Raw genomic sequence first — 15,628 nt, 5'->3', positions numbered from 1 at the left:
TAGAAGGTAGTAAACTGAATGGATAAGCGTCCTAAAGCTAAGCTAACAGTATCAATGGGTGGTTACTCCACAGCGGGTAATCGAGAAGTTAACCAAGATGCTTTTGCGCTAAAGGACCCTTATTCAGATTCAGAAAAACGTATTAAAGGTATCGTTGCCTGTGTTGCTGATGGCGTAAGCTGCAGTGATAATGGGCAACAAGCCAGTCATACTAGTGTCACTCAATTCATTGCAGATTATTACAGTACTAACAACAGTTGGGACGTTAAGCAATCCGCAAGCAAAGTATTAAACTCCCTTAATACTTGGTTATATCAACATAACCAAAACGACCTACGACATAATGGTCTAATCACGACCTTTAGTAGTGTTATTTTTAAATCTACTACAGCGCATCTTATACACATCGGTGACAGTCGTATCTATCGTTACCGCGAACAAACATTAACGCAACTTTCCCATGATCACAGTCGTACAACGCACACTAAAAACTCAGTATTAACACGTGCATTAGGTATGGATTGTCATCTCGATATTGATTATCAGACCGTTTCACTGCAAATGGATGATCTGTTCATGTTAACCAGTGATGGCGTGCATGATTACCTAGATAAAACCGAAATCACCGAGCATTTACAGACGCTAACTGAAAAAGCAACAACACAGCAATACGAGCAAGTCGCTAAAGCAATTTGTGATCAAGCACTAGCTCAGGGAAGTAGTGATAACATCAGTTGTTTAATCGTTAAAATTAATAGCCTGCCTAAAGCTGATCTATCTGAGTTATTTACGCATTTAAGTACATTAGTCATTCCACCTGCATTACAAGCAGGCAATGAAATTGATTGTTTTAGAATAGAAAAAGTCTTACATGAAGGTGCAAGAAGCCATGTTTATCTTGCCACAGACAAAAGCAACCAAAACAAAGTGGTATTAAAAATGCCATCCTTGAACTTTGAAGAAGACTTAAACTATCTGCTGGGTTTTTACAAAGAGCAGTGGGTAGGGCAATCGATTAATAACCCAAGTATTATGTCGATAGCTAATAATATTAAAAACTCAGTATTTTTATATCATATTTGTGAGTACGTAGAAGGCATCTCGCTGCGACAATGGATGCTAGACAATCCTCATCCTGAACTACAACAAGTTAATAGCATCATCAACAAAGTCGTTAATGCAGTAAGAGTCTTACAGCGCGCGGGTATGGTGCACAGAGACCTGAAACCAGAAAATATCATGCTTACCCCAGGTGGAAACATAAAAATATTAGACTTCGGAACTGTTAGAGTTAACGGGTTTGAAGAAATAGTAAAAGAGCAGCAAGAAGAGCCTTTAGGCGCAGTCGACTATATTGCACCAGAATACCTAAACGAAGGTGAAAGCAGCGTGTTGTCTGATCTATTCTCCATCGCTGTGATCACCTATGAAATGTTAACAGGACAGTTACCGTACCCTGATAACCAAGCACAATCATTAGACAGAGCAAGGCAATACACCTGGGAATATGCACCTATTTCGCCTTTACGACCTGAGCTATCATCTCGCTTAGACAAGGTGTTACAAAAAGCACTCAACGCAAAACCAAGTCAACGCTACAGCAGCATGAGCGAATTCGTCGGCGATCTCACCAAAGTACAACAAAGACAAATAGCCAAAGCCCCGAAAAAGTCGCTCCTAGAAAGAGACCCAGTAAAATTCTGGCAATGGCTAGCCTTCATCTTCATGGGCATCAGCGCAACACAACTCTTCATCATGTTAAGAGATAGTTTTTAATAGCGAGAAGTCTACTTAATTGTAGTGAACAGCGATAGCTTGATACTCGGGCGCATGGCGAATCAACCGACAGGTTGGTCTCATGAGCGGTAAGCTCTGCGCACCCTGTTTTCAGCTTGCAGATTTTTTTGTGTTAGTTTTATTGTTTTTACAAAGTAGTAAATCAAAGTCAAAGCCTACCAAAGTCAACACATAACCCCACTGCAGACTGAAGTCCGCGCCCCAAGGTCGAAATATGTGTCGTCACTTTTGGTGATTTTTGATATCAATAATAAAAAAATTGAGCTGCGACAGCGATTAGACGAAGTCTAATATTCGGGGCGCTGGCTTCAGCCTGCAGATCTTTTGTGTGTTGGTTTTTAAATACATAAATTTAATTACTCTTCATTTACACAAAAATTTGATTGCAAACTAAACTTCAACTTCTAAAGTTAAGCGCTGTTGTGATTAAGAGGTGAAAATGGGAACTAATTTATTTCATATCAATCAAAAAAATGCTGTTCAATTCGTTACATTCCGAACACATGAAAGTGTTGCTTATTATCTTAAAAAACATAATAAGCAAATAATCGAAAGCAAGCCTCAGCAACAGCATGAATTAGATCAATTTTTAGATGTAAGCAGGGCAGGTTCGGTATTAAATAGTGAAATTATTTCATTATTGATTTCATTCATTAAGTCTAAAGATAAAACTTATTACCATTTATACGCAGTATCTATTATGCCTAACCATGTTCATCTACTTTTTCAACAATTGCAGCCATTAAGTATCATTATGCAAAGCCTTAAAGGGGGCAGTGCATTTATAATTAATAAATATAGATCTGATTCCAAAAGTCTATGGGAAAAAAGTTATTATGATAAAGTTATTCGTAGTGAAAAGCAGTTTCAAATGACTTATCAATACATTAAAAATAATGCATACAAAGCAAATTTAAAAGATGCAAGTAAACGGTTTTACGGTCTTTATGAAAGTGAATGATTAGGCCTTGAAGTAAATACTTCTTCGAAAATATTTCATAGTTTTCGTTAGTAAATAAACACCTAACCAAAGTCAACATACAACCCCACTGCAGACTAAAGTCAGCGCCCCAGGGGCAAAATCAAAAAGATGTTTTGTAATATCACGATGGCAAAAAATTATTGAGTAGCGACAGCGATTAGACGAAGTCTAATATTCGGGGAGCATGCTTCAGCTTGCAGATTTTTTTGTGTTAGTTTTTATTGTTTTTTTTACAAAGCAGTAAATCAAAGTCAAAGCCTACCAAAGTCAACACACAACCCCACTGCAGACTAAAGTCAGCGCCCCAAGGTCAAAACATGTTTCGTAATTTTACTAGTTCCTTGAAAAGGGGTATCTAAAAAGATGTGTCGTAATATTACGATGATAAACATAATTGTGTAGCAACAGCTATCAAGCAAAGCTTGATATTAGGGGCGCTGGCTTCAGCCTGCCAGTATGCGAGTCATCGCATGCGAGTATTAGCCTCGATGAGCGTAGCGAACCAATAAGCAATTCAATCTTTTAAAGCACTAAAATCAAAAAAGGCAGGCTAAAGCCAGCGCCCCAGAAAGATGTGTCGTAGCTTTTGATATGAGGGGCGCATGCTTCAGCTTGCAGATCTTTTCTGTGTTGATCTTTAAATACATAAATTTAATTACTCTTCATTTACACAAAAATTTGATTGCAAACTAAACTTCAAATTCTAAAGTTAAGCGCTGTTGTGATTAAGAGGTGAAAATGGGAACTAATTTATTTCATATCAATCAAAAAAATGCTGTTCAATTCGTTACATTCCGAACATATGAAAGTGTTGCTTATTACCTCAAAAAACATAACAAGGAAGTAATCGAAAATAAGCCCAAACAACAATATGAATTAGATCAGTTTTTAGATGTGAATAGAGCTGGTGCGGTATTGAATAATGAAATTATTTCATTATTGATTTCATTGTTTAAGTCTAAAAATGGAATTTACTATCATTTATTTGCTGTATCCATTATGCCTAATCATGTTCATTTACTTTTTCAACAGTTGCAGCCATTAAGTACTATCATGCAGAACCTTAAAGGAGGTAGTGCGTTTATTATTAATAAATATCGAGCCGACCCCAAAAGGTTATGGGAGAAAAGCTATTACGATAAAGTTATTCGTAGTGAAAAGCAGTTTCAAATGACTTATCAATACATTAAAAATAATGCATACAAAGCAAATATAAAAGATGCAAGTAAACGGTTTTATGGGATGTATGAAAGTGAATGATTAGTGGCTAAAGTCAGTGTCTCATTGAAGATATGTCATAGTTTTAGTTAGTAAATAATGAAATTATTAGTACATAAGTAAAATCGACACATAAACCCACTGCAGACTAAAGTCAGCGCCCAAGGTCAAAAGATGTTTCGTAATATTATGGTTATAAACAAATTTGAGCAGCGACGGCGATTAGACGAAGTCTAATGTTCGGGGCGCATGCTTCAGCTTGCAGATCTTTTTTGTGTTTTTTTAAAGTTTTTATCGTTTTCTTAAAAAGTAGTAAACCAAAATCAACACATAAACCCACTGCAGACTAAAGTCAGCGCCCCAAGATCAAAACACTACAAGCTAAAAAAGGAATCGCAGAGCTCTTCCGCTTATAGCTATAGCCTGTCGGCTAATTCGCCCAGCGCCCCAAAGTCAAAAAATGCTTCGTAGGTTTTGGTGATTTTAGGTATCAATAATAAAACTACCCAGTAATAACCGTTCTCAGTCCATAGTCCAAAATCTTTCCGGTGCGGGTTTTTACACTTAGCGTGGTGACTTGTACTTTCTCGTTAGTGCATAGTTCGCTGGTTATTTGGCGGATGCGTTCTGCATCTAAACGTGGTGAGTAAGTATTCGCGATGATAAAGCCACCTTTGGCGCGCAGAGCTAATGCTGCTTCAATCAACTCTGGAAACTTATTTTCAATCTTCCAACGTTCTTTCTTTGCGCCAATACCAAAAGCAGGGGGATCCATAATCAGCCCCTGATATTGCTTGCCGCGTTTAATCTCACGTTGAGCAAATTTCAATGCATCTTCTAATACCCAGTGCACATCGGTTAGGCCAGAAGACTCCATATTGTCTTTGCCCCATTTGATGATTTGCTTCACTGAATCACAATGCAATACCTCAGCACCCTGAGCGCGTGCAACTAATGACGCAACCCCTGTATAAGCAAATAAATTAAGAAAGCGATCGCCTGCTTTCAGGTTATCAGCAATAAAATCCCAATTTGCACGCTGTTCAGGAAATAACCCAACATGCTTAAACTTAGTCAGGTGCAAATTAATAGTGATGTTATTGAACTTTATTTGCCAATCATGCTCCAAATCACCTTGTAGCGAACGCCATTCTCCGGCATTACTGCTGCTTTCAATAAATTCGAAGTGAGCTTTAGCTAACCACTCTTTTTTAGATAAAACGGGTTCAAAGTAAGCATTCATCTCTGGGCGAATAGTATAAACATCTCCCCAGCGTTCGAGTTTTTGGTTATTACCAGCATCGATTAATTCATAGTCATCCCAAGGGGAAGTAAAAGTGCGTTTAATCATAGAAAGTTAGCTTTTTGAAAGTGAATAGAAATGACAAAATAAGCATTTTATAGTGTTTGCTAACATTTTCTTAGCAAAACCTGTTAATACTAAAACTTATTTTATAGTAATGGCCTCAGCCTGTCACAGAGTTTAATGTTAAGCGCTTATGTGCGAAGTAGGTATTTACAAACATTAATCGTTATAATAGACGAGCATAAATGTTGCTTTTGTTATAAAGTTACTTGATATGAATTTGATTATGAAAAAGTTGATGTATAAATCAATAGCTTATAGATTGCTCTAAATTTTTGTTTTTGCTATTGTAACTTAGTTTTTTTATCAAAAATTTCTTTGGTTAGATTTACCTAAAGTAGGTGCTATGATTAATTTTTTATCTTTACAACACAGTCGGTTTCTACTGGTCCCAATGGTGCTAACACTCGCTGCTTGTACCAGCAAACCAAGAGAAGTTTACGCGACTATTCCGTTAGTAACCGCTAGTGATGTAAAACCAAACAAACAAGCACTACCACCTACTTTTGTTTCTGCGCTAAATAACCCTGCTTCAACCGCATTAACTTACAAACAATACAGCATTACCATCGCCCCAACTTATGTTTCAGCATTAAGTTACTCATGCCGTCAAATGATATTTAACGAATCAAACCAAGCATCGAAAACAAGGATCGCCTGCGAAATCCCTTACAAAGAGAACGATAAGCTGATGAAATCTTGGTTTTTAGAGCACGCAATTACCGAAGCTGATAATAATATCGACTTATAGCATGAAACACTTATTAATGACGTTGAGCCTAATATGAATATTCTTAAAAAAATCACAGTTTGGTTACTTAGCAGTGCGTTGATCATGCCAAACGCCTATGCAGCCTTTGAGCCAAGTTCTATTGATCTACAAAACAGCACAAGTTCAGGTATTCCACAAGTAGAAGCCAATGACGATGCAGCAAGCAACAGTATTGGCTCTTATCAAAGCCAAGCTCGTTCAGGTATCTTGCTCCCGGGTGAAGTTGATGTACGTGAGCTATTACCTTCATCGGGCGAAGACAATCCACCACCCTATGGCGCTAACTTATTTGCCGGTGGTTATGAAACAGAACGTGTTGATGGCTTAAATGAAAACTATTTGATAGCAGCAGGCGACCAAATTAATATCTGGATATGGGGCGCAGTTTCCTATAGCAGTGTAGTAACCGTCGACAACCAAGGTAACATCTTCATACCTAATATCGGGCCAATCAATGTATTAGACGTACCAGCCAGTGATGTTAACCAACTAGTACAATCAAAAATCAAAGAAACTTATACCAATAACGTTGAAGTCTACGTTAACTTGTTAACGGCAACCCCTGTGAGTATTTACCTTTCTGGTGCGATTGTTCGACCAGGGCAATATGCAGGTATGGCTTCAGACAGCGTCTTGTATTACTTGAAACGAGCAGGTGGAATAGACACAGAACGTGGTAGTTACCGCAGCATCCAAATTATTCGAGATAATAAAATTTTACAAGAGGTCGACCTGTATTACTTCGTGCAAACTGGTCAATTACCAAGCATCACCTTTAAAGATAAAGATGTCATATTAGTTAAACCACAAAAATCCGCAGTGAATGTTTCTGGTGGTGTTAAAAACCCATTCCGCTTCGAGCTAAAGAAAAAACAAACTAAAGGCAGTGAACTAGCTGAATACGCGAAACCACTCGTGAAAATAAGTCATGTTGGAGTATTTGGTACACGTGCAAGTGGGCCGTTCTCTGTTTACTTGACTTACAAAGACTTCTTAAACTACACACTGCAAGATGGCGATAGTTTAGTATTTAACGACGATAATCACGCACAAGTTATTGATGTACAAGTATCAGGCAGCTACCTAGGCCCATCTTATTTTGCCGTGAAGAAAAGCACCCATCTACATGACGTACTGAATGCGATTCCAATTGTGCCTGAACTAACAGACAACCAATCTATCTATATTCTAAGAAAGAGCGTTGCCGAACGTCAAAAGCAAATATTAGATGACTCATTAGATAAACTTGAGCGAAGCGTATTTACAGCACCAGCCTCATCCGACGGTGAAGCATCAATTCGTGCAAAAGAAGCCGAGCTAGTGATGCAGTTTGTTGAAAAAGCACGACAAGTTAAACCACTCGGTAAAGTTGTTGTATCTGATAACGGTATAACCGCCAACATCTTATTAGAGCAGGGCGACCAAATTGTTATTCCTAACTACACCGATTTAATCAATGTGGGTGGCGAAGTATTGATCCCACAAGCGATAGTATTTAACCCCGAGGCAACACTAGACGATTACGTAGCGTGGGCTGGTGGGTTTACCGATAGAGCTGACGACGAACGTGTATCGATTGTCCGCGCTAATGGCATGGTAGTTTTTGCAAAAGACGCAAAAATCCAACGCGGTGACCAAATTCTAGTCTTACCGAAAGTAGATACCAAAGTCGTACAAGCGGTGAAAGACATCACGCAAATCATCTATCAAATTGCTGTTGCAGCGAATGTGGCTATTAACTAATGTACCGCTTTAATACGCCAATATTCACAGCACAGATAGGGCTAAGCTAATGGCTTTAGTTCAAAAACGTTCAACCCTAAAAATTTGGGGTGACGTTATATTTGCGATTTTTTTACGTGAAATTAAAAGCCAATCGACCGATAAAATCGGTTTGATTTGGACTGTCGTGTCTCCTTTGATCATGATTGCAGGTATGACTGCAATGCGTACTTTACTGTCTGGCGGTGGTGATACGCATGGCATGCCAACTATGTTTTTTATGGTTTACGGCATGATTTTGATTCAGTTCTTTTTAAGTGTGCTAAGTAAAGCCAGTGGTGCAGTCCAAAAAAACAAACCTTTATATGCTTTTAGACAAGTGCAACCCATTAGCTCAATTATCGCTATTGGTGTTTTTGAGTTGCTAATCAAAATAGCCGTTGTATTTGTCATTGTATTACTTTGCTTTGTTTTACATATAGATATTGTCGTACACGATGCTATTTCAGTGATTACCAACTTCTTTAAAGTTTGGTTAATGGCGATAAGTCTAGGCACCGTCTTTGGCTTATCATATTGCTTTATTCCGGAACTTAAAAAAGTACAACAGTTACTCACCCGCCCACTATTTTTTATCTCTGGTATCTTTTTTAGTTTGCAAGATATCCCAAGAGAATATTGGCACTACCTAGATTGGAACCCCTTATTACATGCCGTAGAGCTAACCCGTTATGCGGCTTATCCAAGCTATGGCCATGAAGGGGTGAGTTATTTCTTTTTAGACATGTGTGTGTTAATCAGTGTGTTTTTTGCGTTAGCCTGTTACCACGTAGGTTGGAAACAAGCGATAAGCCGTTAATCTAATAATAAACAGATAACGGCTCATTTTTCAGGCTTTAAGGATTAAATTTAAAGCTTTTATTAATTTTCAAGCCTTTAGGTGTTATCACCTATAGCCTTTATAGTTATTTATGTTAGAAAAACGATTTAATGAGTTTAAAGATTCAATCAAACCAGCAGAGTTTAATAACATTGAATTTTTACAAAAAAAAGCTGAGTCATTAAAAGCAACAGATCCTGAATTATCAGATCGTATTTTAATTCGTGTGAAAAAGTTAAAATCACAGGTTAAAAAGCAAGAGAAGTCAAAACAGAATGCTCCTGTTCAAAAAATGAAAGTCACTGCTAAACCCCAATCAAAACGAGATAAACTAAAGCGTTCGCCTTTTCTTGTTTTTGTGGTGTTACCAACACTCATTTTTGCCGCATATCAACTACTTTGGGCTACAGAACGTTACGAAAGCCAAGCCAAAGTGATCGTCCAACAGCCTGACAGTGCCTCAACAATGGATTCAAGTATGGCGTTGTTAACCGGCTTAACGGGATCAAGTGGCGGTAATGACGCGGAACTAGTCAAAGCCTATATCTACTCTAACGACATGATTGAGTATTTAAATAACAAAATAGCCTTAAGAGAGCATTACTCGCAATCTAACATAGACTTCTTTAGCCGTATTCACGGCGATGACTCTAAAGAAACATTAAATCAATACTACCAAGAGCATGTTGATGTTGTCTTAGATGATGCTTCTGGAGTCATTACCATTGCTGCACAAGGCTTCGATAGTGAATACGCACAGTTACTCACCAACACCATAGTAGAAAGAGCAGAATGGTTTATCAACTCTATAGGGCATCAACTCGCCAATGCACAGCTTAGCTTTATGCAAGGTGAACATAAACGCATTGAAGAGCGCTTTACTGCTGCACAGAAAGACTTACTGGTTTTTCAGCAAAAATATAATCTACTCGATCCAACGGCAGAAGGCACAGCAAAACAAACTATTACCAATACCATTGAAAGCCAAATCGCCACTAAGCAAACCGAGATAAAAACCCTAAAAGCGATCATGAGCGACAGCTCACCACAAGTGCAAGGCTTAAAAAATGAATTATCCGCATTAAATGCACAGTTAGAAGTAGAAAGAGATAAGTTGTCACAAACTGGGTTAGATGAAGTGCCAGTCAGTGAACTTCTCTCTCGATTCACTGACTATAAAATCAAAATGGATTTAGCGTTGCAAGCTTATACGTCATCGCAAATTTCATTAGAGAAGTCTCGCATAGAGGCTTATCGCCAATTGAAATACTTAATTACCGTTGAAAAAGCAACTTTGAGTGAGGACAGTAAATATCCTGATGTGATTTATAATATCTCATTGTTTTTACTGTTGTTAAGCCTTGCATTTGGTATCGGTAAAATAATTATTAGCACAATTAAAGAATTGAAATAGTTTTTATTATTTCAATTCTCAAACAAACGGAAAGGAATGAAAATGAATAATAACCCATTAAACCGCAAAGGGATTATCTTAGCTGGTGGTTCAGGTACACGACTTTACCCACTGACTAAAGTGGTGAGTAAACAACTAATGCCTGTTTATGATAAACCAATGATCTACTATCCGTTATCAAACTTATTTATGGCTGGGATTACTGAAATATTAATCATCTCTACGCCATTAGAACTACCACGTTTTCAAGAATTGTTAAAAGATGGTTCACAATGGGGCGTGAGTATTGAATATGTAGTGCAACCTAGTCCAGATGGTTTAGCACAGGCCTTCCTACTAGCAGAAGAATTTTTAGATGGCTCTCCAGCTGCATTGATCCTGGGTGATAACCTATTCTACGGACATGATTTAGCTAAATCGCTGCAAAAAGCTAACAAACAAGAGAAAGGGGCAACAGTTTTCGGTTACTACGTTGCAAACCCAACTTCTTACGGCGTAGTTGAATTTGATGAAGCAGGCCAAGCAATTTCAATTGAAGAAAAACCAGAAAAACCGAAATCATCTTACGCGGTCCCTGGGTTATATTTCTTCGATGCAGACGTTGTTGAATTCGCAAAAAATGTTAAACCGTCACCGCGTGGCGAGTTAGAAATAACAGATGTTATTTCACAATACCTTGATAATAAAACATTAAAAGTAGAAGTAATGGGCCGCGGTACCGCATGGTTAGATACAGGCACATTAGATGACTTACTAGATGCAGCACTATACATCCGTGCCATCGAAAAGCGTCAAGGCTTAAAAGTATGCTGCCCAGGCGAAATAGCATTCCGCATGGGATACATAGACGCAGACGGCATCAAAGAACTAGCCGCGCCATTAAAGAAGTCAGGTTACGGTGAATATTTACTAAGCCTACTAGAAGTAAGAATACTGCCAAGCACGTAACATCTTTAAGGCCGCTGAGCGGAAGAGCTCTGCGATTCCTTTTTTCAGGCTTTGGTTTTAGTGTGTTGACTTTGATCTTAGCCTTTTGACTTTGGTTTTAGTGTGTTGATGTGACGTAAGTTACGAAACATCTTCAGGGGTGCTGGCTTCAGCCTGCAGTGTTTTGTTTTTTGTGTGTTGACTTTGACCTTAGTGTGTTGATGTGACGTAAGTGACGAAACATCTTTAGGGGCGCTGGCTTCAGCCTGCAGTGTTTTTTTGTGTGTTGACTTTGACTTTGGTTTTAGTGTGTTGATGTGACGTAAGTGACGAAACATCTTCAGGGGCGCTGGCTTCAGCCTGCAGTGTTTTTTTTTGTGTGTTGACTGTGACCTTAGTGTGTTGATTTTGATTTAGTACTTTGTAATAAAACGATATAAAAACTTCAAAAGCCAACACAAAAGATCTGCAGGCTAAAGCCAGCGCCCCAAGTATCAAGTTTTGCTTGATAGCTATCGCACTGTTATGCGATGAGCGAAAGTGTTGAGCTTTGATGCAATAAAATTGACGAATAATATAGTAAGTTACGAAACATCTTTAAGGGGCGCTGGCTTCAGCCTGCAGTGTTTTTTGTGTGTTGACTTTGATCTTAGTGTGTTGATTTTGACTGTTAACTTTTAACTTTAGCCTTTTAACTTGTAACTTATAACTTATAACTTATAACTTATAACTTGTAACTTTCAACTTATAACTGAGTGTATTTATGAAATTTATTGAAACGAATATTCCTGATGTGAAAATTATTGAACCACAAGTATTTGGTGATGAACGTGGTTTCTTTATGGAAACATTCCGTACATCATTATTTAACGAACACTGTGCTGAGCGTGAGTTTGTACAAGAAAACCACAGCAAATCTAGTCACGGTATCCTACGTGGTTTGCATTACCAAACTGAAAACACTCAAGGTAAGTTAGTGCGTGTCACCAAAGGTGAAGTATTTGATGTTGCCGTTGATATGCGTAAAGACTCTCCAACATTCGGCCAATGGGCTGGTGTATTACTCTCAGCTGAAAACAAACGTCAACTGTGGGTGCCAGAAGGCTTTGCACACGGGTTTTACGTCACAACTGACGAAGCTGAATTCGTTTACAAATGCACGGATATTTACAACCCAAATGCAGAAGTCTCCCTAAAATGGGACGATCCATCACTTAACATTGATTGGCCAATCGCGGCAGATAAAAAACCATTACTCTCTGCCAAAGATGAAGCAGGTTTAAGTTTTACTGATGCACCAAAGTTTTAATTAATGCGCATTTTCATCTCAATAGTGTCTCACCGCCATCATGATGTGATCATTAACCTAGGCACTATTAAAGCTCTCTCGAAATACGATGAAATAACCGTCGTATGTCGAGACAATGATCCCGTTGGCAAGCTAAAAAGGTACTGTGATAAATACAATGCTCATTACTTAGCCAATGGTCATGAACAAGGCTTCTCTGCTAACAACAATGCTAATTACATGTATTGTAAGTTTGAGCTAGGCATGACAGAAGATGATTATTTTCTACTACTCAACCCAGATGTCTTCATTACCAAACGAAACATACTGCAGTTAATCGCTGCCTTAAAGCATGGTGATATTAACCTAGGTGTTGCGAACCTGTACTTAGATAGAGAAGAGATGGTGCATGACGACAACATTCGCCTTTATCCTAAATTCTCTAGCTTCGTTAAAACCTATTTACTTAACGACCGGTCAACCATGGTGAATCGTCGTAAAGGGTTAGCTAAGAATAAACAGTATTGGGCAAGCTGTGCCTTTCTAGTGGTAAAAGCAGATGTTTACAATCAACTCAACGGCTTAGACGAACGTTATTACATGTATTGTGAAGATATCGACTTTAGCTTCAGAGCCAATAAAGCAGGTTATCCATTACAATACTTAGAGCAAGTTAAAGCCGTGCATTTTAGACGCTGTGCTAGCAAACAATTTATGAGCAAGTATTTCTTTTGGCATGTACAAAGCGTTTTCAAATACTCCTTCTCTAAAAAACAAGAAACCGCATTAACTTCGCGTCTTGAATATCAAAACAGATATAAAAAATGATTGATATTGTATTAGCGACCTACAACGGTGAGCGATTTTTAGAAGAGCAGGTGCGATCAATTCAAGCCTGTGTCGACTATCATGCTTTAGTCTCTCGTTTAATTATTGTGGATGATGGCTCAACGGATAATACCATTTGTCTTATTCAAGACCTTGCTAAACAAGATCATCGAATAGAGCTACACCTCAACGAAAGTGGTTTACACGGGCCGAGTCATAATTTTGCTTACGGGTTAACTAAAACCTCGGCGAACTACCTCATGCTGTGCGACCAAGATGATATTTGGTTCCCTGAAAAAATCAGCCTTTCGATACAGCACTTAAAACAAGCAGAAAGTAGGTTCTCACCTCAAACGCCAATATTAGTCTTCAGCGATAAACAAATTGTAGATGAAGAGCTGCAACTCATTTGCCATAGCTACTTTAGCTTAAAGAACATCAGCAAAGATTGGCATCGCACATTTAAACAACTATGCCAACAGAACGTAGTCTCTGGCTGCACCACCTTATTTAATCGCGCATTAATGGAAAAAGCCTTACCAATACCAGAGCAAGCTTACATGCACGATTGGTGGTTAGCACTGGTGGCGCATCGTTGTGGAGAGATAGTGTTTATAGACAAAGCATTGATCCAATATCGTCAACACCATCACAACACCATTGGTGCACGTGAACGTAGTGTGTGCTCTTTGTTTTTTAAATTTACTCACCATTTACGCCAATTTAAAAAAAGCCAACAAGGCATTATTAATCAAGCTATTGCCTTTAAACAGTTCGAACAAAAAAATAAATTAAGTGAGAATGAAACCCTCGCTATTTTAAGTAGTCTCAATGACGCGACTTTGTGCAAAAAAATGTCTTATTTTTGTAAAGGGAAAGTGACTCGATCTCATTTTTTCGGTAAAGTAGCGCTTTTAGTATCACTTTTGGATAGTAAAAAACAAACGTAACAAAAACAAACAATTGAAAACAAGTAAGGTTGCTATGAAAGTATTAATTACAGGGAAGGGCGGTCAGCTCGCGTGGGAATTAGAAAAGCTCGCGCCACAAGGCATACAATTACTTAGTTGCTCAGTAGAAGAGCTCGATATCACCAATGCAGAGCAAGTGGATCAAACCATCACGCAATTTCAACCTGACGTTGTTATTAATGCTGCTGCTTATACAGCCGTCGATAAAGCTGAAAGTGATACAGAAACCGCTTACGCAGTTAATGATTTAGGTAGCGAATATATCGCTAACGCTTGTAAAAAAGTGTCGGCAAAGCTGATCCACGTTTCTACCGATTTTGTGTTCGATGGTACCAAAACCACTCCTTATCAAACTAATGATATTACTAATCCTATCAATGTTTATGGTGCATCAAAGCTAGCTGGCGATATAAAAATCAACGAGATTCTTCGCGAGCAAGCCACCATCATTCGCACCGCTTGGGTCTATTCCGTCAATGGCAATAACTTCGTAAAAACCATGCTACGCTTAATGGCTGAAAAAGATCAGTTAGGTATCGTTTATGACCAAGTAGGCACGCCAACCTGGGCAAAAGGTTTAGCAGAAATGATTTGGGCGTTAATCGCCAGCGACCAAAACCCACCAATAGGTGATGCACTAAAATTACATTGGACTGATGCCGGCGTGTGTTCATGGTATGACTTCGCGGTAGCCATTCAAGAATTAGCAATTGAGAAAGGGATGTTAGAAAAGGCAATCCCAGTACGTCCAATTCCTGCGAGCGCTTACCCAACACCAGCGACAAGACCCAGCTTTAGTGTGATTGATAAAAGCACTGCTGAACAAGCAAGCGGTGTTGAAACTATTCATTGGCGTAAACAATTATCGGCAATGATGGATGAACTCGCCGAAGGCGAGAGGTAGAAGGTTTAAGGAGCGAGGTTCAAGGCTCAAGGTTAAAGATTCAAAGGACAAGGTTAAAGGTGCAAGGTTAGAGGTGCGAGGGTAAAGGGGCAAGGTACAGGAGGGCTTATGCGATTTGAAGATTTAGATGTGTGGAAACGTTCTGCAAGGTTATCTGCTGAAATATATAAATACTTCCAAACTTCAAGAGACTTTGGCTTTAAAGATCAAATTACACGCTCCTCACTTTCAGTTCCATCTAATGTTGCAGAGGGCTATGAGAGAAAAAGTAATAAAGAGTTTATTAACTTTCTGTCGTATGCCAAAGGTTCATGCGGTGAGCTAAGAACTCAAATTTATATTGGCATTGAAATTAACTATATAGAAAAAGAAACAGGTATGCTTTGGGTAAAAGAAGCAGAAGAAATATCAAGAATGATAGCTAGTTTAATGGCAGTAAGAAAAGGGATGTGAAGGTAAAAGGTTCAGGTTAAAGGTTAAAGGTACAAGGAACAAGGTTAAAGCGGCAAGGGTGCTTTGCTTCAAGGTACGAGGTTAAAGCGACAGAGCGCTTTGCTTC

Annotated in this window: 14 protein-coding genes; 13 read left to right on the top strand and 1 reads right to left on the bottom strand. The window is 38.6% G+C overall.

Going from position 1 to position 15,628, the window contains the following annotated elements; translation table 11 throughout:
* Nucleotides 1-18 precede the first annotated feature (18 nt).
* The 3 genes from OW492_RS13575 to OW492_RS13565 all read left to right on the top strand — a co-directional run bounded on the left by OW492_RS13575 (nucleotide 19) and on the right by OW492_RS13565 (nucleotide 4,039).
* Nucleotides 19-1,776, top strand: a complete 1,758-nt coding sequence (locus OW492_RS13575) for a bifunctional protein-serine/threonine kinase/phosphatase (RefSeq protein ID WP_290040719.1) — start codon at nucleotides 19-21, stop codon at nucleotides 1,774-1,776.
* Between the two features lie 460 nt (nucleotides 1,777-2,236).
* Nucleotides 2,237-2,758, top strand: coding sequence for a transposase (locus OW492_RS13570; protein WP_290040717.1), 522 nt, complete (start codon nucleotides 2,237-2,239; stop codon nucleotides 2,756-2,758).
* A gap of 759 nt (nucleotides 2,759-3,517) precedes the next feature.
* A complete protein-coding gene (locus tag OW492_RS13565) occupies nucleotides 3,518-4,039 on the top strand; it encodes a transposase (protein WP_290040715.1) in 522 nt (173 codons plus the stop codon).
* Between the two features lie 460 nt (nucleotides 4,040-4,499).
* On the opposite strand, the gene OW492_RS13560 is transcribed toward OW492_RS13565, so the two are convergent.
* Nucleotides 4,500-5,348 carry a class I SAM-dependent methyltransferase gene (locus tag OW492_RS13560; protein WP_290040713.1) on the bottom strand — a complete coding sequence of 283 codons (849 nt, stop codon included), beginning with the start codon at nucleotides 5,346-5,348 and terminating at the stop codon, nucleotides 4,500-4,502.
* Nucleotides 5,349-5,709: 361 nt separating this feature from the next.
* Between OW492_RS13560 and OW492_RS13555 the strand changes: the two genes are divergently transcribed.
* The 10 genes from OW492_RS13555 (at nucleotide 5,710) to OW492_RS13510 (ending at nucleotide 15,522) form a co-directional block, all read left to right on the top strand.
* On the top strand, nucleotides 5,710-6,114 hold the full coding sequence (locus tag OW492_RS13555; protein WP_290040711.1) for a hypothetical protein: 405 nt from the start codon (nucleotides 5,710-5,712) through the stop codon (nucleotides 6,112-6,114).
* Between the two features lie 33 nt (nucleotides 6,115-6,147).
* Nucleotides 6,148-7,878 carry a polysaccharide biosynthesis/export family protein gene (locus OW492_RS13550; RefSeq protein WP_290040709.1) on the top strand — a complete coding sequence of 577 codons (1,731 nt, stop codon included), beginning with the start codon at nucleotides 6,148-6,150 and terminating at the stop codon, nucleotides 7,876-7,878.
* 49 nt (nucleotides 7,879-7,927) lie between these two features.
* The gene (locus OW492_RS13545; protein ID WP_290040708.1) at nucleotides 7,928-8,716 is read left to right on the top strand and encodes an ABC transporter permease; all 789 of its coding nucleotides are present in this window, start codon (nucleotides 7,928-7,930) and stop codon (nucleotides 8,714-8,716) included.
* 112 nt (nucleotides 8,717-8,828) lie between these two features.
* Complete coding sequence (locus tag OW492_RS13540; RefSeq protein WP_290040707.1) at nucleotides 8,829-10,151, top strand: lipopolysaccharide biosynthesis protein; 1,323 nt, start codon at nucleotides 8,829-8,831, stop codon at nucleotides 10,149-10,151.
* Nucleotides 10,152-10,193: 42 nt separating this feature from the next.
* On the top strand, nucleotides 10,194-11,099 hold the full coding sequence (gene rfbA / locus OW492_RS13535) for a glucose-1-phosphate thymidylyltransferase RfbA (RefSeq protein WP_290040706.1): 906 nt from the start codon (nucleotides 10,194-10,196) through the stop codon (nucleotides 11,097-11,099).
* Nucleotides 11,100-11,841: 742 nt separating this feature from the next.
* Nucleotides 11,842-12,387 carry a dTDP-4-dehydrorhamnose 3,5-epimerase gene (gene rfbC, locus OW492_RS13530; RefSeq protein ID WP_290040704.1) on the top strand — a complete coding sequence of 182 codons (546 nt, stop codon included), beginning with the start codon at nucleotides 11,842-11,844 and terminating at the stop codon, nucleotides 12,385-12,387.
* A 3-nt stretch (nucleotides 12,388-12,390) separates the two neighbouring features.
* The gene (locus tag OW492_RS13525) at nucleotides 12,391-13,194 is read left to right on the top strand and encodes a hypothetical protein (protein ID WP_290040703.1); all 804 of its coding nucleotides are present in this window, start codon (nucleotides 12,391-12,393) and stop codon (nucleotides 13,192-13,194) included.
* Nucleotides 13,191-14,144 carry a glycosyltransferase family 2 protein gene (locus OW492_RS13520; protein WP_290040702.1) on the top strand — a complete coding sequence of 318 codons (954 nt, stop codon included), beginning with the start codon at nucleotides 13,191-13,193 and terminating at the stop codon, nucleotides 14,142-14,144. The genes OW492_RS13525 and OW492_RS13520 overlap by 4 nt, the downstream gene beginning before the upstream one ends.
* 34 nt (nucleotides 14,145-14,178) lie before the next feature.
* Entirely contained in the window at nucleotides 14,179-15,069 is an 891-nt protein-coding gene (rfbD, locus tag OW492_RS13515) for a dTDP-4-dehydrorhamnose reductase (RefSeq protein WP_290040700.1), read from the top strand.
* A gap of 108 nt (nucleotides 15,070-15,177) precedes the next feature.
* Complete coding sequence (locus OW492_RS13510; RefSeq protein ID WP_290040699.1) at nucleotides 15,178-15,522, top strand: four helix bundle protein; 345 nt, start codon at nucleotides 15,178-15,180, stop codon at nucleotides 15,520-15,522.
* Nucleotides 15,523-15,628 lie beyond the last annotated feature (106 nt).

It is taken from the genome of Psychromonas sp. 14N.309.X.WAT.B.A12 (genome assembly GCF_030397575.1).
In the GTDB taxonomy this organism is placed as follows: domain Bacteria; phylum Pseudomonadota; class Gammaproteobacteria; order Enterobacterales; family Psychromonadaceae; genus Psychromonas.
Note: the sequence above shows the minus strand (reverse complement) of the source record. Positions and strands in the feature narration are given on the sequence as shown.

Excerpts from the sequence above, each read along its gene's own strand:
- OW492_RS13575 (WP_290040719.1), top strand. The coding sequence starts at position 19 with ATGGATAAGCGTCCTAAAGCTAAGCTAACAGTATCAATGGGTGGTTAC.
- OW492_RS13570 (WP_290040717.1), top strand. The coding sequence starts at position 2,237 with ATGGGAACTAATTTATTTCATATCAATCAAAAAAATGCTGTTCAATTC.
- OW492_RS13565 (WP_290040715.1), top strand. The coding sequence starts at position 3,518 with ATGGGAACTAATTTATTTCATATCAATCAAAAAAATGCTGTTCAATTC.
- OW492_RS13560 (WP_290040713.1), bottom strand. The coding sequence starts at position 5,348 with ATGATTAAACGCACTTTTACTTCCCCTTGGGATGACTATGAATTAATC.
- OW492_RS13555 (WP_290040711.1), top strand. The coding sequence starts at position 5,710 with ATGATTAATTTTTTATCTTTACAACACAGTCGGTTTCTACTGGTCCCA.
- OW492_RS13550 (WP_290040709.1), top strand. The coding sequence starts at position 6,148 with ATGAATATTCTTAAAAAAATCACAGTTTGGTTACTTAGCAGTGCGTTG.
- OW492_RS13545 (WP_290040708.1), top strand. The coding sequence starts at position 7,928 with ATGGCTTTAGTTCAAAAACGTTCAACCCTAAAAATTTGGGGTGACGTT.
- OW492_RS13540 (WP_290040707.1), top strand. The coding sequence starts at position 8,829 with ATGTTAGAAAAACGATTTAATGAGTTTAAAGATTCAATCAAACCAGCA.
- rfbA (WP_290040706.1), top strand. The coding sequence starts at position 10,194 with ATGAATAATAACCCATTAAACCGCAAAGGGATTATCTTAGCTGGTGGT.
- rfbC (WP_290040704.1), top strand. The coding sequence starts at position 11,842 with ATGAAATTTATTGAAACGAATATTCCTGATGTGAAAATTATTGAACCA.
- OW492_RS13525 (WP_290040703.1), top strand. The coding sequence starts at position 12,391 with ATGCGCATTTTCATCTCAATAGTGTCTCACCGCCATCATGATGTGATC.
- OW492_RS13520 (WP_290040702.1), top strand. The coding sequence starts at position 13,191 with ATGATTGATATTGTATTAGCGACCTACAACGGTGAGCGATTTTTAGAA.
- rfbD (WP_290040700.1), top strand. The coding sequence starts at position 14,179 with ATGAAAGTATTAATTACAGGGAAGGGCGGTCAGCTCGCGTGGGAATTA.
- OW492_RS13510 (WP_290040699.1), top strand. The coding sequence starts at position 15,178 with ATGCGATTTGAAGATTTAGATGTGTGGAAACGTTCTGCAAGGTTATCT.